At 66.6% G+C, this 22825-nt stretch carries 21 protein-coding genes; 16 read left to right on the top strand and 5 right to left on the bottom strand.

Going from position 1 to position 22825, the window contains the following annotated elements:
- The 5 genes from lpxA to ABIB38_RS05230 all read left to right on the top strand — a co-directional run bounded on the left by lpxA (window position 1) and on the right by ABIB38_RS05230 (window position 4863).
- Window positions 1-789, top strand: a complete 789-nt coding sequence (gene lpxA / locus ABIB38_RS05250) for an acyl-ACP--UDP-N-acetylglucosamine O-acyltransferase (protein ID WP_429202365.1) — start codon at window positions 1-3, stop codon at window positions 787-789.
- Window positions 790-793: 4 nt separating this feature from the next.
- Window positions 794-1957, top strand: a complete 1164-nt coding sequence (lpxB, locus tag ABIB38_RS05245) for a lipid-A-disaccharide synthase (protein ID WP_429202363.1) — start codon at window positions 794-796, stop codon at window positions 1955-1957.
- A gap of 6 nt (window positions 1958-1963) precedes the next feature.
- A complete protein-coding gene (rnhB, locus tag ABIB38_RS05240; protein WP_429202361.1) occupies window positions 1964-2641 on the top strand; it encodes a ribonuclease HII in 678 nt (225 codons plus the stop codon).
- On the top strand, window positions 2638-3456 hold the full coding sequence (locus ABIB38_RS05235; protein WP_429202359.1) for a TrmH family RNA methyltransferase: 819 nt from the start codon (window positions 2638-2640) through the stop codon (window positions 3454-3456). The genes rnhB and ABIB38_RS05235 overlap by 4 nt, the downstream gene beginning before the upstream one ends.
- Before the next feature lie 210 nt (window positions 3457-3666).
- Window positions 3667-4863 (top strand): EAL domain-containing response regulator, encoded by a 1197-nt coding sequence (locus ABIB38_RS05230; RefSeq protein ID WP_429202358.1) that lies wholly within the window; start codon window positions 3667-3669, stop codon window positions 4861-4863.
- Window positions 4864-5300: 437 nt separating this feature from the next.
- On the opposite strand, the gene ppsR is transcribed toward ABIB38_RS05230, so the two are convergent.
- Window positions 5301-6149 carry a posphoenolpyruvate synthetase regulatory kinase/phosphorylase PpsR gene (ppsR, locus tag ABIB38_RS05225; protein WP_429202356.1) on the bottom strand — a complete coding sequence of 283 codons (849 nt, stop codon included), beginning with the start codon at window positions 6147-6149 and terminating at the stop codon, window positions 5301-5303.
- Window positions 6150-6351: 202 nt separating this feature from the next.
- On the opposite strand from ppsR, the gene ppsA reads away from it, so the two are divergent.
- The 4 genes from ppsA (at window position 6352) to ABIB38_RS05205 (ending at window position 11155) form a co-directional block, all read left to right on the top strand.
- Entirely contained in the window at window positions 6352-8799 is a 2448-nt protein-coding gene (ppsA, locus tag ABIB38_RS05220; RefSeq protein ID WP_429202354.1) for a phosphoenolpyruvate synthase, read from the top strand.
- A gap of 168 nt (window positions 8800-8967) precedes the next feature.
- Window positions 8968-9390, top strand: a complete 423-nt coding sequence (locus tag ABIB38_RS05215; RefSeq protein WP_429202352.1) for an NfeD family protein — start codon at window positions 8968-8970, stop codon at window positions 9388-9390.
- A 38-nt stretch (window positions 9391-9428) separates the two neighbouring features.
- A complete protein-coding gene (locus ABIB38_RS05210; RefSeq protein WP_429202351.1) occupies window positions 9429-10349 on the top strand; it encodes an SPFH domain-containing protein in 921 nt (306 codons plus the stop codon).
- Window positions 10346-11155 carry an SDR family oxidoreductase gene (locus ABIB38_RS05205; protein ID WP_429202349.1) on the top strand — a complete coding sequence of 270 codons (810 nt, stop codon included), beginning with the start codon at window positions 10346-10348 and terminating at the stop codon, window positions 11153-11155. Before ABIB38_RS05210 ends, ABIB38_RS05205 begins: the two co-directional genes overlap by 4 nt.
- Window positions 11156-11222: 67 nt before the next feature.
- Here ABIB38_RS05205 and ABIB38_RS05200 read toward each other — a convergent pair whose 3' ends face one another.
- The gene (locus ABIB38_RS05200; RefSeq protein ID WP_429202347.1) at window positions 11223-13427 is read right to left on the bottom strand and encodes a TonB-dependent receptor; all 2205 of its coding nucleotides are present in this window, start codon (window positions 13425-13427) and stop codon (window positions 11223-11225) included.
- A 121-nt stretch (window positions 13428-13548) separates the two neighbouring features.
- On the opposite strand from ABIB38_RS05200, the gene ABIB38_RS05195 reads away from it, so the two are divergent.
- The 3 genes from ABIB38_RS05195 to ABIB38_RS05185 all read left to right on the top strand — a co-directional run bounded on the left by ABIB38_RS05195 (window position 13549) and on the right by ABIB38_RS05185 (window position 16547).
- Window positions 13549-14733, top strand: a complete 1185-nt coding sequence (locus ABIB38_RS05195) for a PepSY-associated TM helix domain-containing protein (RefSeq protein WP_429202345.1) — start codon at window positions 13549-13551, stop codon at window positions 14731-14733.
- Window positions 14730-14957: a hypothetical protein gene (locus tag ABIB38_RS05190; protein WP_429202343.1), complete on the top strand. Its 228-nt coding sequence runs from the start codon at window positions 14730-14732 to the stop codon at window positions 14955-14957. The genes ABIB38_RS05195 and ABIB38_RS05190 overlap by 4 nt, the downstream gene beginning before the upstream one ends.
- Window positions 14958-15098: 141 nt before the next feature.
- Entirely contained in the window at window positions 15099-16547 is a 1449-nt protein-coding gene (locus ABIB38_RS05185) for a Ppx/GppA phosphatase family protein (RefSeq protein WP_429202341.1), read from the top strand.
- A gap of 111 nt (window positions 16548-16658) precedes the next feature.
- Here the strand turns inward: ABIB38_RS05185 and ABIB38_RS05180 are convergent, their stop codons facing one another.
- Together ABIB38_RS05180 and ppk1 are read right to left on the bottom strand one after the other, a co-directional pair.
- A complete protein-coding gene (locus tag ABIB38_RS05180) occupies window positions 16659-17117 on the bottom strand; it encodes a SixA phosphatase family protein (protein ID WP_429202339.1) in 459 nt (152 codons plus the stop codon).
- Window positions 17089-19251, bottom strand: coding sequence for a polyphosphate kinase 1 (gene ppk1, locus ABIB38_RS05175; protein WP_429202338.1), 2163 nt, complete (start codon window positions 19249-19251; stop codon window positions 17089-17091). The genes ABIB38_RS05180 and ppk1 overlap by 29 nt, the downstream gene beginning before the upstream one ends.
- A 158-nt stretch (window positions 19252-19409) precedes the next feature.
- Between ppk1 and lepB the strand changes: the two genes are divergently transcribed.
- Complete coding sequence (gene lepB, locus ABIB38_RS05170) at window positions 19410-20081, top strand: signal peptidase I (protein ID WP_429202336.1); 672 nt, start codon at window positions 19410-19412, stop codon at window positions 20079-20081.
- 146 nt (window positions 20082-20227) lie between these two features.
- Window positions 20228-21433, top strand: coding sequence for a multidrug effflux MFS transporter (locus ABIB38_RS05165; RefSeq protein ID WP_429202334.1), 1206 nt, complete (start codon window positions 20228-20230; stop codon window positions 21431-21433).
- A 25-nt stretch (window positions 21434-21458) separates the two neighbouring features.
- Here the strand turns inward: ABIB38_RS05165 and smpB are convergent, their stop codons facing one another.
- Entirely contained in the window at window positions 21459-21908 is a 450-nt protein-coding gene (smpB, locus tag ABIB38_RS05160) for an SsrA-binding protein SmpB (protein ID WP_005667675.1), read from the bottom strand.
- 94 nt (window positions 21909-22002) lie between these two features.
- Here smpB and ABIB38_RS05155 point away from each other — a divergent pair, with 94 nt between their 5' ends.
- Together ABIB38_RS05155 and ABIB38_RS05150 are read left to right on the top strand one after the other, a co-directional pair.
- A complete protein-coding gene (locus ABIB38_RS05155) occupies window positions 22003-22434 on the top strand; it encodes a type II toxin-antitoxin system RatA family toxin (RefSeq protein WP_208277973.1) in 432 nt (143 codons plus the stop codon).
- The gene (locus tag ABIB38_RS05150; RefSeq protein WP_429202332.1) at window positions 22427-22756 is read left to right on the top strand and encodes an RnfH family protein; all 330 of its coding nucleotides are present in this window, start codon (window positions 22427-22429) and stop codon (window positions 22754-22756) included. Before ABIB38_RS05155 ends, ABIB38_RS05150 begins: the two co-directional genes overlap by 8 nt.
- Window positions 22757-22825 lie beyond the last annotated feature (69 nt).

Raw genomic sequence — 22825 nt, 5'->3', positions numbered from 1 at the left:
ATGAGCAAAATCCATTCGACCGCGATCGTCGATCCGAAGGCGGAGCTGGACAGCTCGGTCGAGGTAGGCCCGTATTCGATCATCGGGCCGAATGTGCGCATCGATGCCGGCACCGTGGTCGGCCCGCACGTGGTCGTCGAGGGCCACACCACGATCGGCAAGGACAACAAGTTCTTCCAGTTCTGCTCGATCGGCGGCGCGCCGCAGGACAAGAAGTGGAACGGCGAACCGACCCGCCTCGAAGTGGGCGACCGCAACACGGTGCGCGAATTCGTCACCTTCAACCTGGGCACGGTCCAGGACGAAGGCGTGACCCGCGTCGGCAGCGACAACTGGATCTCGGCCTACGTCCATGTGGCCCACGACTGCCAGGTGGGCAGCAATACGATCTTCTCGAACAATGCCCAGCTCGCGGGCCACGTGCAGGTGGGCGACTGGGCCATCCTGTCGGGCTACGCCGGCGTGCACCAGTTCTGCAAGATCGGGGCGCACGCCTTCATCGGCATGTACACGAGCCTCACCCAGGACGTGCCGCCCTACGTGCTCGTCTCGGGCAATCCGGCCGGCGCGCGTGGCGTGAACCTCGAAGGACTCAAGCGCCGCGGCTTTACGCGCGAGCAGCTCGACGGCATCCGCAGCGCCTATAAACTGCTGTACCGCTCGAACCTGACCCTGGAAGAGGCCAAGGCGGCCCTCCAGGCCGAAGAAGAGCGCCTGCCGGCGGCCAGCGGCGATATTCGCCTGCTGCGCGAGTTCCTCGGCGCCGCCACCCGTGGCATCGTCCGCTAGCGATATGAGAAACGACGTTTCGCTGGCGTTGGTGGCCGGCGAGGCGTCCGGCGACATGCTCGCCGCGCGCCTGCTGGCCGGGCTGCGGCCGATGCTGCCCGACGCGCGTTTCCACGGCATCGGCGGGCCGCGCATGATCGAGCAGGGCATGGTGAGCGACGTGCCGATGGACACGCTCACGGTGCGCGGCCTGTTCGAAGTCATTCCGCGCTACCCTGAACTGAAACGCATCCAGAGCCGGCTGCGCGACCGCCTGACCGTCGAGCGGCCGGCCGCCTTCATCGGCGCCGACTATCCGGGCTTTAATCTCGGCCTGGAAGAGCAGCTGCGCGGCGTCGGCATTCCGACCGTGCACTTCATCGGGCCGCAGATCTGGGCCTGGCGCGGTGGGCGCATCAAGAAGATCCAGCGCGCGGTCTCGCACATGCTGGTGATCTTCCCGTTCGAGGAAGCGATCTATCGCGAGGCCGGCGTGCCGGTGACGTATATCGGGCATCCGCTGGCCGAGACCATCCCGCTGGCGCCGGACGTCGCCGCGGCGCGCCGCGCGCTCGGCTTGCATGCGGATGCGCGCGTGGTGACGGTGATGCCGGGCAGCCGCATGGGCGAGCTGAAATACCTGGCCGAGCCGTTCGTGCGCGCCGTCAAGCTGCTGGCCGCGCGCGATCCTGGCTTGCGCTTCGTGGTGCCGATGGTCGGCGAACGCCAGCGCGCCTACTTCGACGAGATCGTGGTCAAGGCGGGCTTGCAGGACGTCGAGCTGCAGGTGAGCGCCGCCGGCTCGCACACGGCGATCGCCGCCGCCGATGCGGTGCTGGTCGCTTCCGGTACCGCGACCCTCGAAGTGGCGCTGTTCAAGAAGCCGATGGTGATCGCGTATAAAGTGATGGCGGCGTCCTATGCGATCATGCGCCATATGGGCTACCAGCCCTGGATCGGCCTGCCGAACATCCTGGCGCGCGAGTTCCTGGTGCCGGAACTGATCCAGCACGCGGCCACGCCCGAGGCGCTGGCCGACGCCGTCTGGACCCAACTGCAGGATGCGGCCGGGCGCGAACGGCTGGCCGGCCGCTTCCTGGAAATGCACCACAGCCTGCTGCGCGACAGCGCGCGCGTCAGCGCGCAAGCGGTGCTCGGCGTCATTGGACGCGGCCCCAGGGCCGCGTGAATAGACATGAGAAAGAAGAAAGTCAATTTGTATCCCGGACTGCCGGCCAGGAACCGGCCGTTCACCGAGCTCGATGTCGTGTGCGGCGTCGACGAGGCCGGGCGCGGTCCGCTGGCAGGACCCGTGTTCGCCGCCGCCGTCATCCTCGATCCGCTGCGGCCGATCGAGGGCCTGCGCGACTCCAAGAAGCTCTCCGAGGCGCGCCGCGACGAACTCGCGCCGCTGATCCGCGAGCATGCGCTGGCCTGGGCCATCGCCGAATGCTCGTGCGAAGAGATCGACAGCATCAACATCCTGCAGGCGACCATGCTGGCGATGCGGCGCGCGGTGGAGGCGCTGCAGACGCTGCCGACGCTGGCCCTGATCGACGGCAACCGCTGCCCGCAGATGAACGTGCGCGCGCATGCGATCGTGGAGGGCGACGACAAGGTCAACGCCATCTCGGCCGCCTCGATCCTGGCCAAGACGGCGCGCGACGCCGCGCTGGTGCGCCTGCACGGGCTTTACCCGCAATACGGCTTCGACCAGCACAAGGGGTACGGCACGCCGCTGCACCTGGAGCGTCTGCGCCTGCATGGCCCGTCGCCGGCGCACCGCCGATCGTTCGCGCCGGTGCGCAACCTGCTGCAGGTCGACCTGTTTGCTGAAGTTGGTGGCCAGATGACTGAAGCAGAAACAGTATGAAAACCATCAGCTCGCGCGACAACGCGTTCTATAAAGATCTGAAAAGCCTGGCCACCAGCTCGCAGGCGCGGCGCAAGGCCGGGCAAAGCCTGCTCGACGGCGTGCACCTGTGCCAGAGCTGGCTCGAGCTGCGCGGCGCGCCGCGCCACTGCGTGGTGGCGGAAGGCGCGCTCGGCAACCGCGAAGTGCAGGCCATCGTCGCGCGCTGCGCGGCGCTGCATGCGCCGCTGACGGCGCTGCCCGACGCGCTGTTCAATGCCGTCAGCCAGGTCGAGCACGGCGTGCACCTGCTGTTCGTGATCGATTCGCCGCAGCCTTGCGCGGCGCCGGCCCTGGTGGGGCCGAGCGTGCTGCTGGACGGCGTGCAGGATCCGGGCAACGTCGGCTCGATCCTGCGCAGCGCGGCGGCGGCCGGCATCAAGCAGGTCTACTGCAGTCCCGGCACCGCTTTCTGCTGGTCGCCGAAGGTGCTGCGCGCGGCGATGGGCGCGCACTTCGTGCTCGACATCTTCGAGCAGGTGGAACTGGCGCCGCTGGTGCAAGGCGCTGCGGTGCCGGTGCTGGCGACCAGCGGCTATGCGGCCGAGCGGCTGTATGCGATGGACCTGCGCCAGCCGGTGGCCTGGGTGCTGGGGCACGAAGGGCAGGGCGTGTCGGAAGAACTCTTGAAGCTGGCCACGCACCGGGTCGCCGTGCCGCATGCGGGCCGGGTCGAGTCGCTCAACGTCGCCGCCTGCGCAGCCGTGTGCTTCTTCGAGGGGCTGCGCCAGCAGCAGATGTGGGAGCCTATGCCGGTAGGGGGGAGTCGCTCCTGACGCGCCTGGCAGGCGTGTGCTGCGTTGCTCGTCGCGCAGTGGCAAACCCGTGGGCTCGCCATGCGGCCTGCTCGCGCCTTGCCCACGCCAGCCACGCATCGCGGACGCGCATGTCGTCATGAGCTTCCCCCCACCTACCGGAATAGGCTCCAGGCTATAGACGGCTTCCTCCGCATCGCGTAGTCTTGCGGCTGGGAAACTGGAGTAACGATGGACATCGCGCATTTGCATTTTCTGGTAGCACAAGCCGACATGGCCCAGCGCAGGGCGCTGGTGGATTTGTTGCGCCAGCTCGGCGCCAGCCGCGTCACCGACGTGCCGGACGGGCATCTCGCGTTGCAGGCCCTGGAGGCCGGCATGGCCCCGGCGGTGAACGTCGCCATCGTCGATCTCGCGCTGGCGGGCATGGATGGGCTGGAGCTGATCCGCAAGCTGGGCCAGATTCAGGCGCCCGCGCGCGTGGTGGTGACGGGCGCACAGCCCGCCGACCTGCTGTTTTCGGTCGAGACCCTGGCCCAGGCCTTCGGCGTCGAGCTGCTGGGCGTGGTCGCCACGCCGGTCACCGCCGCCAGTCTGAAGCCGCTGCTCGACAACTACACCCCAATGGCGCGACCGCCCGAAAAGCCTGGCGACCCGCGCTTCACGTTCCAGCAGATCGGCATCGGCTTGCAGAAGCGCCAGTTCGAGCCGTTCTTCCAGCCCAAGATCGAGCTCGCGACCGGCCAGGTAAAGGGCCTGGAAGCCTTCGCCCGCTGGCGCCATCCCGAGCACGGCGTGCTGGGGCCGGCATCGTTCATGGCAGCGCTGGAAGAGAGCGGCCGCATCGACTTCCTGGACTGGAGCATGATCGAGCTGTCGGTGGAGCGCTGCCGCTGGTTCCAGGACCAGGGCATCCCGGTCCCGATCTCGCTGAACATCGCCCCCGAAACGCTGGCCCATCCGGCGTTCGCGCGCCAGATCGTCGCCTCGCTCGAGCGCCACCAGGTCCGGCCCGACTCCATCACCTTCGAGCTGCCCGAATCGTCGGTGCTGAACACCAATCCCGATTTCATCGAGCGCCTGGTGCGGCTGCGCATGATGGGCTTCGGCCTGGCGATCGACGACTACGGCACCGGCCGCTCGAACCTGCAACTGCTGGCCCGCGTCCCGTTCACGGAACTGAAAATCGACCGCAGCTTCGTCGACGGCGCCTCCAAGCGCCGGCCGCTGGGCACGGTGCTGCGCAGTTGCCTGAACCTGGCCCACAGTCTGGATCGCATGTCGGTCGCGGTGGGCGTCGAAACCCGGCAAGACTGGGACTTCCTCCAAAGCCTCGGCTGCACCTACGCCCAGGGCTACCACATCGCCAACCCCATGGAAGCGACCAACTTCCCCTCCTGGCTCGCCGACTGGCGCCAATTCTTCTAACCCCAAATAGGGTCAGAGTAGAATTGTTGTGCAATTTCCCAAATTCGGCCCGTAAATAAATAGGGTCAGAGTAGAATTATTGGCCAATTACTCAGCGGATAATTAGGGTCGGAGTCAAATTAACGGCTCAGCCGTGAATGTTGTCAAACAATTCGACTCTGACCCTAATTAGTTTGTGCGAGGTATAGCGCTAACACACGGAGGAAGTCGTCCTCCACGGCATTTTATTTCCCGAGTACTCGACCAGGGTCGATCAGATAGTAAAAAATATTGAGGGTCAGAGTGGAATTGCCGAGCAATTCCTTGAAGTTGTCAAACAATTCGACTCTGACCCTAATTAATGTGCACGAGCTTTTAGGCAAGCTGCGGCTAGCTTGTGTGAGATTAATTGCCCCGCCAAAAACTTTCCCGATAATTCGACACTGACCCTCGTGTGGTCAGTATTCGCGGCGGTCGGGTTTGATTTCCTGGAGGATGGTGGTGGCGATTTCTTCGATGGATTTCGTGGTCGACGAGAGCCAGCGGATGCCTTCGCGGCGCATCAGGTGCTCGGCCTCGTTGACTTCGTAGCGGCAGTTTTCCAGCGAGGCGTACTTGCTGCCGGCGCGGCGCTCGTTGCGGATTTGCGAGAGGCGTTCGGGCGTGATCGTCAGGCCGAACAGCTTGGCCTTGAACGGCGGCAGCGAAGTCGGCAGCCTGCCGCGTTCGAAGTCGTCCGGGATCAACGGGTAATTCGCTGCTTTCAGGCCGTATTGCATCGCCAGGTACAGGCTCGTCGGCGTCTTGCCGGAGCGCGAGACGCCGACCAGGATCACGTCGGCCTCGGCCAGGTTCTTGTGCGATTGACCGTCGTCATGCGCCAGCGAGAAGTTGATCGCCTCGATGCGGTTCTTGTATTCCTCGGTATCCACCGCATTGTGGATGCGCCCGATCGTGTGCGTCGATTTCACGTCCAGTTCCTGCTCGAGCGGCGCGACGAAGGTCTGGAACAGGTCCATGTGCATGCCGTTCGCCGAGCGGATCACGGCCGACAGGTCGTTCTTCACCAGCGTCGAGAACACGATCGGCCGCTGGCCGTGCAGCGCAAAGCTTTCGTTGATGCGGCGCGCGGCGTCGTACGCCTTCTCGATCGAATCCACGAACGGCAGGCGAATCTGGCGGAAACGCAGGTCGAACTGGCTCAGCACGGCGTGACCGAAGGTCTCCGCCGTGATGCCTGTGCCGTCGGAAACGAAGAACACGGTGCGCGATGCGGCGACTGGGAGAGGCAGGGAATCGTCGGTCATGGTGGCTGGGTCGGTATGCTTTGCTGACAAAGTGGCATTAAATGTGCGCTGCACTTCACCCCGCCGCGGGGTAAAATGCTCGGTAACGGGTTTTGCATTGTGCTGCACGCGGGCCAGAATAACAAGAACACGTCAAGACGCCCCCGCTTGCCGGCGCCGATGCACCAACAGCTTTCCATCATCAAGTAAGGGTGTTTTTATCATGACTAACCTAGCTACTCCAGCATTGTCGCCAGACGCACTGCAGGCCGACGGCGCCAATCGCGTCTACGTGGCCTCGTTCGAGGACCTGCGCATGACCGACGTCGAGTCGGTCGGCGGCAAGAACGCCTCGCTCGGCGAGATGATCAGCCAGCTGGCCGGCGCCGGCGTGCGCGTGCCGACCGGTTTCGCCACCACGGCCGACGCCTTCCGCGACTTCCTTGACCACAGCGCCGACGGCGGCCCATCGCTGGGCCAGCGCATCGCGACCCGCCTCGAGGGCCTGGACGTCGACGACGTGCGCTCGCTGGCGGCCGCCGGCGCCGAGATCCGCGGCTGGATCGTCGAGACCCCGTTCCAGCCCCGCCTGGAGCAGGACATCCGCGCGTTCTACGAGCGCCTGTTCGCCGGTTCGGACACCGAAGTCTCGTTCGCCGTGCGCTCCTCGGCCACCGCCGAGGATTTGCCGGACGCTTCGTTCGCCGGCCAGCAGGAATCGTTCCTGAACGTGGTCGGCATCGACAACGTGCTCGAAGCGATGAAGCACGTCTTCGCCTCGCTCTACAACGACCGCGCGATCTCGTACCGCGTGCACAAGGGCTTCACCCACGCCGAGGTCGCGCTGTCGGCCGGCGTGCAGCGCATGGTGCGTTCCGACACCGGCGCCGCGGGCGTGATGTTCACCATCGACACCGAATCGGGCTTCAAGGACGTGGTGTTCATCACCTCGAGCTATGGCCTGGGCGAGACCGTGGTGCAGGGCGCGGTGAATCCGGACGAGTTCTACGTCCACAAGCCGATGCTGGCCCAGGGCAAGTCGGCCGTCATCCGCCGCAATATCGGCTCCAAGCTGATCAAGATGGAGTTCACCAGCGAGGCCAAGGCCGGCCGCTCGGTCAAGACCGTCGACGTGCCGATCGAGCTGCGCAACCGCTATTCGCTGGTCGAGGAAGAGGTCATCGAGCTGGCCAAGTACGCGATGATCATCGAGAACCACTACGGCCGTCCGATGGACATCGAGTGGGGCAAGGATGGCCGCGACGGCAAGCTGTACATCCTGCAGGCGCGTCCCGAGACCGTGAAGTCGCAGCAGAAGTCCACCGACGCCCAGCAGCGCTTCAAGCTCAAGGGCACCGGCACCGTGCTGACCCACGGCCGCGCGATCGGCCAGAAGATCGGCGCCGGCCCGGTGCGCGTCATCACCGACCCGTCCGAGATGGAACGCGTGCAGCCGGGCGACGTGCTGGTGGCCGACATGACCGACCCGAACTGGGAACCGGTCATGAAGCGCGCTTCGGCGATCGTCACCAACCGCGGCGGCCGCACCTGCCACGCGGCGATCATCGCGCGTGAGCTGGGCGTGCCGGCGGTGGTTGGTTGCGGCGACGCAACCGACGTGCTCAAGGACGGCACCCTGGTCACCGTGTCCTGCGCCGAAGGCGACGAAGGCATGATCTACGACGGCCTGCTGGAAACCGAGGTCACCGAAGTCTCGCGTGGCGAACTGCCGCCGATCAAGACCAAGCTGATGCTCAACGTCGGCAACCCGCAACTGGCATTCGACTTCCAGTCGGTGCCCAACAACGGCGTTGGCCTGGCCCGCCTCGAGTTCATCATCAACAACAATATCGGCGTGCACCCGAAGGCCATCCTCGAGTACCCGAACATCGATGCCGACCTGAAAAAGGCGGTGGAGTCGGTGGCCCGCGGCCACGCCTCGCCGCGCGCCTTCTACGTCGACAAGCTGGTCGAAGGCGTGGCCACCATCGCCGCCGCCTTCTGGCCGAAGCCGGTGATCGTGCGCCTGTCCGACTTCAAGTCGAACGAGTACAAGAAGCTGATCGGCGGTTCGCGCTACGAACCGGACGAAGAGAACCCGATGCTGGGCTTCCGCGGCGCCGCGCGCTACCTGGCCGAGGACTTCGCCGAATCGTTCGCGATGGAATGCGCGGCCATGAAGCGCGTGCGCAACGACATGGGCCTGACCAACGTCGAGCTGATGGTGCCGTTCGTGCGTACCCTGGGCCAGGCCGAGAAGGTCGTGGACCTGCTGGCCAAGAATGGCTTGACCCGCGGCGAGAACGGCCTGCGCCTGATCATGATGTGCGAGGTGCCGTCCAACGCCATCCTGGCCGAGCAGTTCCTGCAGTACTTCGACGGCTTCTCGATCGGCTCCAACGACCTGACCCAGCTCACCCTGGGCCTGGACCGCGACTCCGGCATGGAACTCCTGGCCAAGGACTTCGACGAGCGCGACCCGGCCGTCAAGGCGATGCTGTCGCTGGCGATCAAGGCCTGCCTGGCGCAGGGCAAGTACGTCGGCATCTGCGGCCAGGGTCCGTCGGACCATCCGGACTTCGCCCAGTGGCTGGTGGACGAAGGCATCGAGTCGATGTCGCTCAACCCGGACTCGGTGATCGAGACCTGGCAGAAACTGGCCAAGGCCTGATTGCAGGCATGTTCCATCGCGGGCCGCCGGTGCTACACTGGCAGGAATGATCGCTTTCCAAGCCCTCGAGAATGACCGCCGCGCTTGTCGCGCGGCGGTACAGAACCCTCGTTACCCATCCCGGGTAGCGAGGGTTTTTTATTTCGTCTAACGAGAGGAGACCCTGACATGTCCGACTGGACGTACTGGCTGATCGGCGCCGGCATCCTGGTCGTCGCCGAGCTGTTCATCGGCACCTTCTACCTGCTGATGATCGCGATCGGACTCTTGTCCGGCGCCGCCGCGGCCTGGCTGGGCGCCAGCGGTCCGCTGCAGACCCTGGCGGCGGCGATCGTCGGCATCGTCGCCACCATGATCCTGCGCCGTACCCGCTATGCCCGGCACGGACGCGGCCAGGCCGCGAACGACCCCAGCATCAACCTCGACATCGGCCAGCGCGTCACCGTGCCGCAGTGGCAGGAGCGGCGCGCGCGCGTGATGTACCGCGGCGCGCTGTGGGACGTCGAGCTGCGCGCCGGGCTGGAGCCGGAGCCGGGCGACTTCGAGATCGTCGAGGTCCGGGGCAACCGCCTGATCGTCGCCCGCCGCTAGCGGCACGGAAGAACAACCCGTAACGAGAAAGGATGCACATGGAACCGTCTTTCAGCGTGGTCGCGATCGTGATCTTCGCCATTGCCCTGGTCTTCGTGTTCAAGACCATCAACGTGGTGCCGCAGCAGAACGCCTGGGTGGTCGAGCGCCTCGGCAAGTACCACGCCACCCTGGCCCCCGGCCTGAACATCGTGGTGCCGTTCGTCGACCGCGTCGCCTACAAGCACAGCCTGAAGGAGATTCCGCTCGACGTACCGCCCCAGGTCTGCATCACGCGCGACAACACCCAACTGCACGTGGACGGCATCCTGTACTTCCAGGTGACCGACGCCATGCGCGCCTCCTACGGTTCGTCGAACTACATCCAGGCCATCACGCAGCTGGCCCAGACCACGTTGCGCTCGGTGATCGGCCGCATGGAGCTGGACAAGACCTTCGAAGAACGCGACCTGATCAACACCCACATCGTCAACGCCATCGACGAGTCGGCCGCCAACTGGGGCGTCAAGGTGCTGCGCTACGAGATCAAGGACCTGACGCCGCCGGCCGAGATCCTGCTGGCGATGCAGGCCCAGATCACGGCCGAGCGCGAAAAGCGCGCGCTGATCGCGGCCTCGGAAGGCCGGCGCCAGGAGCAGATCAACATCGCCAGCGGCGAGCGCGAGGCGGCCATCGCGCGCTCCGAAGGCGAGAAGCAGGCCGAGATCAACCGCGCCATGGGCGAGGCGGCCGCCATCGTGGCGCTGGTCGAGGCCAGCGCATCGGCGCTGCGCCAGGTGGGCGAGGCGATCGCCTCGAAGGGCGGCATGGACGCGGTCAGCCTGCGCGTGGCCGAGCACTACGTGGACGCGTTCGCGAACCTGGCCGGGACCAACAACACCCTGATCGTGCCGGCCAACCTGGGCGACATGAGCACCATGATCGCCAGCGCGCTGCAGATCGTGAAGGTGCACAAGTGAAGCGCGTCTTTATCGTCACCGGCGGGTCCAATGGCATCGGCGCCGAGATCGCACGCCAGCTCGCGGCCCGGCACGGCGCCGGGGTCGCGCTGGTGCTGGCCGCGCGCAACCAGGGGCCGCTCGACCTGGTCGCCGGCCAGTGCCGCTCGCTCGGCGCCGACACGCTCACGGTGGCCTTCGACGCCGGCCGCCAGGACGATTGCCAGCGCCTGGTCGCGCGGGCGGTCGACCACTTCGGCCGCATCGACGTCCTGGTCAACAATGCCGGCCGTTCGGCGCACGCCCTGTTCGACGAGGTCGAGAACCTGGCCTGGTACGAGGAGCTGATGCGCGTGAACCTGTGGGGCAGCGTGTGGTGCACCCAGGCCGCGCTGCCGCACCTGAAGGCGAGCCGCGGCGCCATCGTGGCGGTGTCGTCGCTGGCTGGCCTGGTCGGGGTGCCGGGACGCACCGCGTATTGCGCCACCAAGTTCGCCATGAGCGGCTTCTTCGAGGCGCTGCGGGTCGAATTGAAGGAGGAGGGCGTCAGCGTGACGACGGCCTATCCGGGCGTGGTGGCCACGCGCATCCGCTGCCGAGGCTTCAACGCCAGGGGAGAGGAAGCGGGCGCCAGCGCGCTCAAGGAAGAGAAGGCGATGCCGGTCGGGGAATGCGCGCGCCTGATCGTCAAGGCGATGGAGGCGCGCCGGCGCGAAGTCGTGATGACGGCCCAGGGCAGGATCGGGCGCTGGCTCAAGCTGATCGCGCCCGGCCTGGTCGACCGGATGGCGCTGGCCGCCGTGAAGGACGACCTGCGGCCGCAATGAATCGTGGTGGTCACCGAGAGCCGGTTGAGCGCGTCGGCGGCGCAGCCGCCAACGCGTTACATCGCCATCAGAACCCCATGGTCGCCGACACCACCACGCTGCGCGGCGCTGCCAGCACCAGGTAGCCCGCGCCCGGATAGCCGCCGGCCGAGGCCCAGTAATTCTTGTCCGTGACGTTGTCCACGCGCGCGCGCAGGGTCAGGTCGCGGGCCATGAAGCGGGTGCTGTAGGTGGCGCCCAGGTCCACGCGGGTCCACGACGGCAGCTTTTGCAGGTTGGCGCCGTCGGCGTACTGTTTCGACGTGTACACGGTGCGCGCGTTCAGCGACAGGCCGGCCACGCCCGGCACGTCCCAGTCGGCGCCGATGTTCAGCTGCGTTTCCGGCACGCCGATCGCGTCCTTGCCCTGGTTCACGCCGCCGGCCGTCACGCGCTGCTCGGCGTCGATCAGGGTCAGGCCCCCCAGCAGCTTCAGGCCGCGCATCGGGGTGCCGAACACCGACAGCTCGAGGCCGCGGTTGCGCTGCTCGCCGAACACGCCGAACACGCGGTTCTCGACATAGGCGCTCGGCTGGCTGGTCGAGAACACGGCGGCCGTCACGCCGTAGCGGCCGCTGTCGTACTTGACGCCCGCTTCACGCTGGCGCGCGACGTAGGGTGCGAAGACCTCGCCCTGGTTGATTATGTCGACGCCCGAGGCGACCGCGCCGCGCTGCAGGCCTTCGCTGTAGTTGGCATATACCGACACGTCCTTGCGTGGCTTGTAGACGATGGCCGCGAATGGCGTGTTCTCGCTCGATTCGTAGCCCGAATTCTCCAGCCCGGTATTGTAGTCGTAGCCGAAGTCCTTGATGCGCTGGTGGCGCACGCCGACGTTGACCAGCACCTTGTCCTCCATGAACGACATGGTGTCGGCGACCGCCAGGCCCGACAGGATGGTCTTCGAGGTCACCAGCGGATCGCTCATGTCGCCGCCGGTGAAGAAGGTCGGCGACGGCGCCGCGACGTCGCGCGGCGCGTACAGGTTGGACCCGAAGCCGGCGAAGTCGCTCATGCCGTAGGCGTTGCGCGACTTGGAATGAAAACCGGACGCTGACGCGCTCAGCACATGCTTGACGGCGCCCGTGCGCAGCGAACCGCGCACGCCCACTTCGCCGGTGCGCACCTGGTCCTTGCGGATATTGTCGAAGCGGCTCATGGTGGCGTCGCCATTGACGGCGTTGACGTCGATGCCGGCCAGGATGTTGAACTCCTGGCCGTTGCGCAGGCCCGCGGCCGCCCAGGCCACCGCGTCGGTGCCCAGGTCGACCTCGGCGCGCACGGTGCCGAAGGTATGGCGCTCGTTGGAGACGGTCCAGGGCTGGGCGAAGTTGTGGCTCGCATCCGGCGCCGCGATCATTGGCAGGCCGGGCGCCAGGTCCACGCTCGGACGGGCATTGGTCAGCTGGTGGTCCTGCGCGCCGACGTCGGCCGACAGGCGGTAGCCGCGGCCGCGGTAGTCGACGCCGATCGAATACACGGACAGCTCGCGCTCTTCGCGGTCGACCGCCGTGTCGCCGTTGCGGTGCGCCACATTGACGCGCACGCCGGCGCGGCCTTCCTCGCCGAAGCGGCGGCCCAGGTCGATGGCGCCGTAGCCCTGGCCGCCGGTTTCGACACCCACGGTGACTTCGCTCAGTTCCTGGTTCGGGGCGCGCTTGGGCAGGATGTTGATCGAGCCGCCGATGCTGCCGCCGGCCGGCGCCGCGCCGTTGATGAAGCTGTGCGCACCGCGCAGCACCTCCACCCGTTCCATCAGCTCGGTGGCCACGAACTGGCGCGGCAGCAGGCCGTACAGGCCGTTGTAGGCGGTGTCGTCCGAACCGACCGCGAAGCCGCGGATCATGTACAGCTCCTGGTAATTGCCGAAGCCGCGCGCCACCCGCACCGACGGGTCGTTCTGCACCACGTCGGCCACGCTGCGCGCCTGCTGGTCCTGGATCAGCGCATGGGTGTAGTTGGTGCTGTTGAACGGGGTGTCCATGATGTCGACGTTGCCCAAGAGGCCCAGGCGACCGCCGCGCGCCACCTGGCCGCCGGCATAGGCCGCGGGCAGGCCCTGGGCCGAAGCGTCGGCCGACGCGGTCACGACGACGGTCGAGATGCTCTCGCCGGTGTCCGGCGCGTTCTGCTGGGCCGATACGGCGCCGGACGCCGTCATGGCGACGAGGAGGGCGGCGGCCAGCGCGGCCGGGGTGGGGGTTGGCTTCAGGGTCGGGCGCAGGGAATTCATGTGTCTTGCTCTTCTTATGCAATGGAGATGACGCGCATTCTATGCCTGAAGCTTGCGTCTGTAAATGAGAACGATTATTATTCGTGGTCTGTGTCGCTAGCTATTATGCTTACCCAATAACATGTCACCTGTTTCCCTGCGCCGCTGGGGCTGGATTCACAAGTGGTCCAGCCTGGTCTGCACCACCTTCATGCTGCTGCTGTGCCTGACCGGCCTGCCGCTCATCTATTACCACGAGATCGGCCACCTGCTGGGCAACGAGGTCGAGCCGCCGGCCCTGTCGCAACCGATGCCAATGGGCAACGTCGACGCCGTGATCGCCTCGGCCCAGGAGCTGTACCCGTCCAAGAAGCCGATGTTCATCTCCCAGGAAGCGGACGTGCCCGAGATCTGGAACGTGACCCTGGCCGACCACATGCACGACCACGACTACAAGCCGATCGCGGTCGATGCGCGCACCACGCAGGTGATCACCGAGCCGGCCTTCGAGGGCGGCGCATTCATGTCGACCATGCTGGCGCTGCACGTCGACCTGTTCATGGGCCTGGCCGGCCAACTGTTCCTGGGGTTGATGGCCCTGTTGCTGTTGGTGGCGATCGTCAGCGGCGCGGTCCTGTACTCGCCCTTCATGCGCAAGCTCGATTTCGGCACCGTGCGCAAGGAAAAGAGCAGCCGCCTCAAATGGCTCGACATGCACAACCTGCTGGGCATCGTCACGCTCACCTGGCTGTTCGTGGTCGGCGGCACCGGCATGATCAATACCTGGGCCGACCTGATGCTCAAGTATTACCAGCAAAACGAGCTCAGCGAGATCCTGGCCCAGTACAAGGACAAGGCGCCGCAGCCGCATACCGCCTCGGTGCACGACGCGATCGAAAAGGCCAGGGAGCGGCTGCCGGGCATGCGGGTCGCCTTCGTGGCCTTCCCGGGAACGGACTTCACCAGCGCCCACCACTACGGCATCTACATGAACGGCGACGAACCGTTCAGCTCGCGCATGCACCGGCCGGTGCTGGTCGACGCCCACACCGGCGAACTGACCGACGCGCCCGAACTGCCGTGGTACCTGAAAGCGCTGCTGGTGTCGCAACCGCTGCACTTCGGCGACTACGGCGGCCAGTGGATGAAATTCCTGTGGGCGGTGCTCGACCTGGCGACCATCGGGATCCTGGTGACGGGCCTGTACCTGTGGGTCAAGCGCGGCAAGACCGCCAACGCGACGGCCAAGGCCGCGGCCCTGGACAAGCACGCGCCGGCATGTGGCCACGGGGCGCCGGCGCTGGCGCGCGAGGGGGGCGGGTCGTGAGCCGCACCATGAGCCGCACCATGAGCCGCGCCGCTGGCCGAAGCCCGATGCAGATCTGGGGCGCGCCGATCGTGCTCGCCATCCTGACCACCATCGGCCTCATCTCGGCCCTGCTGGGTGACGGCATCTGGGACGCCCTGTCCGCCGTCACGCTTGGCATTCCCTGCCTGGTCGGCGCCTGGTCCTGCCTGCGCCGCACGCCGAGCGCCCGCCAGCGCCGCTGAACCGGCGGCGCCGCGCGGCGCCCGGGGCACGTTTGGTGCGCCGGGGTTGGTGACGGCCCGCGCCACGCTGTATACTTGGCGCCAGTCGATTCCGCACAGCATGAGCTGGCCGCGGGATTCGTCCATTCTCGAAAGGGCCTCATGTTTGCAGCAGTCGACCTCGGGTCCAACAGCTTCCGCCTGCACATCGGCGAGCCGCTCGGCGCCCGCATGCACATCGTGCGCACCGCGCGCGATCCGATCCGCCTGGCGGCGGGGCTCGACAGCCGGAACATGCTCAGCGAGGCGGCGATGCGCGGCGCCATCGCCTGCCTGCACGACTTTCGCAAGATCCTCGACGAATACCACCTCGACGCCGTGCGCGTGGTCGCCACCAACACCATGCGCGTGGCGAAGAACGCCGACCAGCTGCTGCCGCAGCTCGAAGCGGCGATCGGATACCCGATCGAGATCATCTCGGGCGAGGAAGAGGGGCGCCTGATCTACATGGGCGTGACCCGCGCCATCGAGCGCCACGACGAGCGGCGGCTGGTGATCGACATCGGCGGCGGCTCGACCGAGGTCATCGCCGGCGCCGGCGCCGAGATCCACCTGGTCGAGTCGTTCGGCATCGGCACCCAGCCGCAGGTGCGCGCCTATTTCCCCGACGGCCGCATCACCGCGCGCGCCTTCGACGCCGCCGTCACCGCGGCGCGCGCCCGCTTCGAGGACGCCGCCTCGCTGTATCACGCCCAGGGCTGGGACGCCGCCTACGGCTCGTCCGGCACCATGCGCGCCATTTCGGAAGTCATCGGCCGTAACGCGATCGGCGACGGTGCGGTGTCGCAGGCCAGCCTGCTGCTGCTGCGCGACCTGCTGATCGAGCTGGGCCACGTGGAAGCCGTCTCGCTTCCGGGCGTCAAGCGCGACCGGGTGCCGGTGATGGTCGGCGGCCTGACGGTGCTCATCGGCGCCATGCAGGAGCTGAAGGTCGAGCGCCTGCAGGTGGTCAATGCCGGGCTGCGCCTGGGCGTGCTGTCCGACCTCGAGCTGCGCGCCAACCGGCGCGACCGGCGCGACGCCGCGGTCCGCTCCTGCATGCAGCGCTTCCGGGTCGACACCCAGCGCGCGCTGCGCACCTGCGGCATCGCGACCCTGCTGTACGAACGCCTGCAGCCGCAGGCCGACAGCCAGCCGCACTACCTGGCCTGGAGCGGCATGCTGCACGAGATCGGCCTGGCCATCTCGATGAGCGGGGCCCACAAGCACGGCGCCTACATCGTCGAGCACGCCGACCTGGGCGGCTTCACCACGCGCGAGCAGCGCCTGCTGGCGACCCTGGTGCTGGGGCAGAAGGGCAATCTGCGCAAGATCCGCGACGCGCTGATCGATCCCGACCTGGCCAAGGCGGTGCTGGCGCTGCGCCTGGCGGTGGTGTTCATGCACGCGCGCGCCGACAACGACATCGGCGGCCTGCGCCTGCGCATGAAGAGCAGGATCGAGATCGACCTGCCGCCGGAACTGCTGGCGCGCCATCCGACGCTGGCGCCGTGGTTCGAGAAGGAAGAGGGCAACTGGAATGAGGTCGGAATCGGCTTCCAGGTGCGGTAGGGTCGGCGGCTTTGCCGCCGACGCGGTGATAGATTGCCACTAGATCATTCGGCGCGATACCGGAGCCGATCACCATCACCGCATTGCAGCAAGCCGCCAACCCCACGCCGTTCAGCGCAATTTGCCGATCACGTCGGGCCCCGCCACCAGCCGGATAAAGGGTACGCCGTCCGCCCCCTTGTGCTCGATCCAGAACACGCCCGCCTTGCGGATGCGCCAATCCTGCTTGTCTCCGCACACGACCATCGACGCGACTTGCCCCAGTAGCGGCTGGTGGCCGACGATCAGCGCCGGCTGGCGGTGCCCGGGCCAGCCGCAGGCGGCGATGATCGCCTCCGCGCTCGAGTCGGTGCTGAGCGCCTCGACCACCTCGTAGCGCCGTCCCAGCGCCTCGACGGTCTGGATGCAGCGCCTGGCCGGGCTCACCAGGATGCGGCAGGCGGGCGGAAGCTTGCGGTCGAGCCAGGCGCCCATGCGCGCGGCGTGGCGTTGGCCCTTGGGCGTGAGTGCGCGCGCCGCATCCGGCTCGCCCGGCTCGGCCTCAGCGTGGCGCCACAGGATCAGTTCCATTGTCGGTCTCCTTGTCGTTGGCGTCCCCTTTGAGGCTGGCGGCGCCGAGCATGTCCATCAGCACCTGCTGCGCGCTGTACTGCGGCTGCTTGCCGCGCGCCTTGCGGCGCCGGTAATGGCCGTCGGACGCCAGCTCCCAGGCATTGACGTTGTCCTTCAGGTAGGGGTGCAGCCCCTCGCGCAGCACGCGCCGCTTGAGCGCGGTCGAGCGGATCGGGAATGCGACTTCGACCCGGCGGAACAGGTTGCGGTTCATCCAGTCCGCGCTGCTGAGCACCACGTCGTGCTTCAAGTCGTTGCGGAAGTAAAAGATGCGGGTGTGCTCCAGGAAGCGGCCGACGATCGAGCGCACCTTGATGTTGTCGGACAGGCCGTCCACGCCCGGCCGCAGCGAGCAGGCGCCGCGCACGATGAGGTCGATCTTGACTCCGGCCTGCGAGGCCTCGTACAGCGCCTTGATCACCGATTCGTCGGTGAGCGAATTCATCTTGGCGATGATGCGGCCCGGCCGGCCATGGCGCGCGATCTCGGCTTCCTGGCGGATCGCGCGCACGATCTCTTTCTGCAGCGAGAACGGCGCCAGCCAGATGCTGGCCAGCTGCCTGGGCCGGGTCATGCTGGTGAGGTGGATGAACACCTCGTTGACGTCGGCGGTGAGTTCCGGATCGGCGGTCAGGAGGCCCATGTCGGTATAGAACTTGGCCGTCGTCGGGTTGTAGTTGCCGGTGCCGAGATGGGCGTAGCGGCGCAGGCCACTGGGTTCGCGGCGCAGCACCAGGGCCATCTTGGCATGGGTCTTGAGGCCCACCACGCCATACACCACCTGGGCCCCGGCCTGCTCGAGCTTCTCGGCCCAATTGATGTTGGCTTCCTCGTCGAAGCGCGCCATCAGTTCGACGATGACGGTGACTTCCTTGCCGCGCCGCGCGGCCTCGATCAGCGCTTCGACCAGCTCCGAATTGCTGCCGGCGCGGTAGATGGTCTGCTTGATCGCCACCACGTTGGGATCGGCCGCCGCGCACCCGATGAAGTTGATCACCGGCTGGAACGACTCGAACGGGTGGTGCAGCAGCGCGTCGTGCTTGCGCAGGGTGGCGAACAGGTCCGGGCCGGACAGCTTGCCGGCATAGCCGGGCACGAAGGGCGGGAATTTCAGTTCCGCCTGGTCGTTGGCGTTGACGATCTCGAGCAGCCGGCCCAGGTTGACCGGGCCGTCGACCGTGAACAGGCGGCTGCGGTCGATCTGGAACTGGTCGAGCAGGAAGTCCGACAGGTGCTCGGGGCAGGAGCGGCCCACCTCCAGGCGCACGGCGAAGCCGTACTGGCGGCTGTGCAACTCGCTGCGCAGCGCCTGGCGCAGGTTCTTCACTTCTTCCTCGTCGACCCACAGGTCGCTGTTGCGGGTGACGCGGAATTGCGAGTGCGACACCACCTCGCGGCCGGTGAACAGGTCGGCCATGTGGGCCTGGATCACCGACGACAGCATGCAGTAGGAGGCGCCTTTCTTGTCCGAGAGCTCGTCGGGCAGCCGGATCACGCGCGGCAGCACGCGCGGCGCCTTCATGATCGCGATGCCCGAGCCGCGCCCGAAGGCGTCCTTGCCGCTGAGCTCCACGATGAAGTTCAGGCTCTTGTTGATCACGCGCGGGAAGGGATGGGCCGGATCGAGCCCGATCGGCGTGAGCAGCGGGCGCACCTCGTTGTCGAAGTACTGCTTGACCCAGGCGCGCTGGGCGGGGTTGCGTTCGCTGCGGTGCAGCAGATGGATGCCGTGCTCGGACAGTTGCGGCTGGATCTCGGTGTTGAACAGGCTGTACTGGCGGGCGATCAGGTGGCGGCATTCGGCGCTGGCGCGTTCCAGGTCGGCCGCCAGGACGTCGGGCAGGGCGCCGCTGTCGCGGTCGATCTGGTACTGGGCCAGCAGGCTGGCGACCCGCACTTCGAAGAACTCGTCCAGGTTGCTCGCCACGATGCACAAGAAGCGCAGGCGTTCGAGCAGGGGAACCGACGGGTCTTCGGCCTGGGCCAGCACGCGGCGGTTGAATTCGAGCAGCGACAGTTCGCGGTTCAGGTAGGCGCCACTGTCGGAAAATTGTTTGAGCTCAGCCTCGATGGCCTTTTTCTTCATGTCCATATTCTGCGGTCGTAGTCGTCCCGCAGTCAGTGTAGATGTCAAATATGACAACCCGGTGACACCGGCGCCCCTTCGCCTGCAATTGACTTAACGAACTGTTAAGCCTTGATACGATGGCGACGGCTATGCTTGGCGCTCCATTCACCGAGGAGCCGTCCATGAGAAACTTCGTACGCGCCAACAAGGGCTTCCTGATGTTCCTGCTGTTGTTCGGCGTGTTTCGCAGCGCGGTGGCCGACTGGAGCCCGATCCCGAGCGGCTCGATGCGGCCGAACCTGCTGGAGGGCGACGTGGTGCTGATCAACCGCATGGCCTTCGACCTCAAGATACCATTGACCGAGCGGAGCGTGGCGCACCTGGGCGAGCCGGCGCGCGGCGACATGGTCGTATTTCACGCGCCGCACGACGACATCCGCCTGATCAAGCGCGTGCTGGCCGTGCCGGGCGACCTGGTCGAGATGCGGGGCGACCGCCTGTTCATCAATGGCGAGGGCGCCAGCTATTCGGTGCTGGGCGAGGCGCGCGAGCGCAGCCGCGGCCACGCGGTCGACGCCATCCGGCTGGAAGAGCGGGTGGCGGGCACGCGCCAGCGCATCCAGGTCTTGCCGGGCGTTGCGGCGCCGCGCAGCTTCGACCCGTTGCGCGTCCCGGCCGGCCAGTACCTGATGTTGGGCGACAACCGCAACGACAGCGCCGATTCGCGCGTGATCGGCCTGGTGCCGCGCGAGAAGCTGATCGGCCGCGCCGAGCGCATCCTGGTGTCGGCCGCCTACCAGGAAGACTGGATGCCGCGCCTGGACCGCTTCGGCCTGTCGCTGCGCGCGCCGTAGGGCGACGCCGGGGCGACCGCGCCGCAGCACGGGGTGAGGATCGGTGAGGATTGAAGGGGGCGACATGGCGTACAATCGCGTCCCCCTGACGATCGCATCGTGCGGTATCCAGGCGCCCATTCGCAATGATCCCGAAAGTGTAGTACATGCAAAAGCTCCTCACCGTCATCCTCGCCTGCCTCGGCATGATCGGCGCCCTGGCCATCGATACCTATCTGCCGTCGATGCCGGCGATCGGCGTCGAATTCGGGGTCGGCCCGGTGGCCGTGCAACAGACCCTGAGCGTGTTCCTGTTCACGTTCGCCTTCATGATGCTGTTCTACGGCACGCTGTCGGATTCCTTCGGCCGCCGGCCCGTGATCCTGGCCGCGCTCCTGGTCTACACGCTGGCCTCGATCGGCGCGGCGTGGGCGCCGAGCTTCGGCTGGCTGCTGGTGTTTCGCGCGCTGCAGGGCCTGTCGGCCGGCGCCGGTTCGGTGATCGGCCAGGCCATCGTGCAAGACCGTTTTTCGGGCGCGCAAGCCCAGCGCATGATGTCGCACATCATGATGGTGTTCGGCCTGGCGCCGGCCATCGCCCCGATCCTGGGCGGCTGGCTGCACGTGCACTTCGGCTGGCGCGCGTCGTTCGTGTTCCTGGCCGTGTTCGGCGCGGCGCTGATCGTCCTGGTCATGAAAATGCTGCCCGAAAGCCTGCCGGTCGACAAGCGCCAGGCCTTCCACCCCGGAACCATCGGCCGCAACTACCTGATGGTGCTGCGCAACCCGCAATTCGTGTTCCTGGCGCTGTCGGTGGGCCTGGCCTTCAGCGGCCTGTCGCTCTACATCGGTTCGGCCTCGAACTTCGTGATGGAGATCCTTGGCCTGCCCGAGACGGCGTTCGCGTGGATGTTCATCCCGCTGGTGGGAGGCATGGTGGTGGGCTCGGCCTGGGGCGGCAGGCGCGCTCACCGTGCGACCCCCGGCGCGACCCCCGGCGCCATGATGCGGACCGGCTACGTGCTGATGGCGCTGGGCGTGGCGCTCAACGTCGGTTATCACGCGCTGTTCCCGGCCAGCGTGCCGTGGTCGGTGCTGCCGCTGTTCGTCTATACCTTCGGCCTCGCGGTGGCGATGCCGGCGCTGCAGTTGACCGCGATGGGCCTGTTTCCGCGCAACCGCGGCCTGGCCTCGTCGATGGTCGGCTTCATCCAGATGATGTCGTTCGCGCTGGTGTCGGGCCTGGTGGCGCCGCTGCTGTTCGACAGCGCCCTGAAACTGGCGCTGGGCGTGGCGGCCGGCCTGCTGCTGAGCTTTGGCGCCTGGCGCCTGTCGGTGCGCAGCGCGGTGGCGCCGGGCGCGCTGGGCGCCTGACACGTCCGCCCACACCACGGCCGCGTCAGCGGCGGTTGGTCTTCATGGCCTGGTTGACTTCGCGCTTGGCGTCGCGGTCCTTCTCGGTGGCGCGCTTGTCGTGCTGCTTCTTGCCCTTGGCCAGGCCGATCTCGCATTTCACGCGGCCTTTCTTCATGTGCAGGTTGAGCGGCACCAGCGTGAACCCGGCGCGCTCGACCTTGCCGATCAGCTTGTCGATCTCGGCGCGGTGCAGCAGCAGCTTGCGCGAGCGCAGCGCCTCCGGGTGGCTGAAGGTGGAAGTCGTCGTCAACGCACTGACGTGCGCGCCGAACAGGTAGAGCTCGCCGTTGCGGACGAGCACATAGGCTTCCTTGATCTGCACCCGCCCTTCGCGGATGGCTTTTACTTCCCAACCCTCCAGCACCAGGCCCGCTTCGTAGCGGTCTTCGATGAAGTAGTCAAAAAATGCTTTTTTATTGTCAGCGATGCTCATGAAAAGGCGAAAATTCGCGTGTCGGTTAAACTACTGCCATTGCGCCAACAAACGGCGCATGCAAATGACCAACATCATAACAAACGGTTGACCAATGGCAGTAGTGCACAAATCAGTTTTCCTTGGCTATAGCGCAGAACAGATGTTCGACCTGGTCGCCAAGGTCGAGGATTACCCCAAGTTCCTGCCCTGGTGTGCGGGCGTCAAGGTGGTGGAGCGGACTGACGACAAACTGGTCGCCAGCCTGCAGATCAATTTCCACGGCGTTAAGCAAAGCTTCACGACGGCGAACCACAACCAGCGCCCGACCCAGATGAAGATGCACCTGGTGGACGGTCCTTTCAAGATGCTGGAGGCAACCTGGAGTTTCAAGGCCCTGCGTGAAGATGCCTGCAAGATCGATTTCGACATGCAGTACGAGTTCTCGAGCGTGATCCTGGCGCAGATCGTCGGCCCCGTATTCGGAATGATCGCCAACAGCATGGTCGACTCGTTCTGCAAGCGCGCCGAGGCGCTGTATGGCTGAGACGCTGCGCATTTCGGTGTGCTATGCCAGCGACCGGGTCGAATGGCTGCACCCGATGCAGGTCGACGCGGGCACGACCATCGGCGAGGCGATCGAGCGCAGCGGCGTGCTCCAGGCCTTTCCCGACATCAACCTGACGACGCAGCCGGTCGGCATCTATGCCAAGAAAAAGACGCTCGACACCGTACTGCGCGAGCGCGACCGCATCGAAATCTACCGGCCGCTCGTGGCCGATCCCAAGGAGTCGCGCCGCAAGCGCGCGGCCAAGAAGGCGCGCGGCGCGCCCGCCGCTGGGGCCGACCTGGCCGACGACGGCGCCTAGCGGCACGCACGCGTTGTCTGTTGTGCGCCCGCAATAATTGGATAGATTCCACGGGGTTTCTTGGTATCA

Origin of the sequence: Massilia sp. UYP11 (assembly GCF_050434805.1) — a bacterium.
Classification (GTDB): domain Bacteria; phylum Pseudomonadota; class Gammaproteobacteria; order Burkholderiales; family Burkholderiaceae_D; genus Telluria.
The sequence above is the reverse complement of the archived record's forward strand: the minus strand, read 5'-3'. Positions and strand labels throughout refer to the sequence as shown.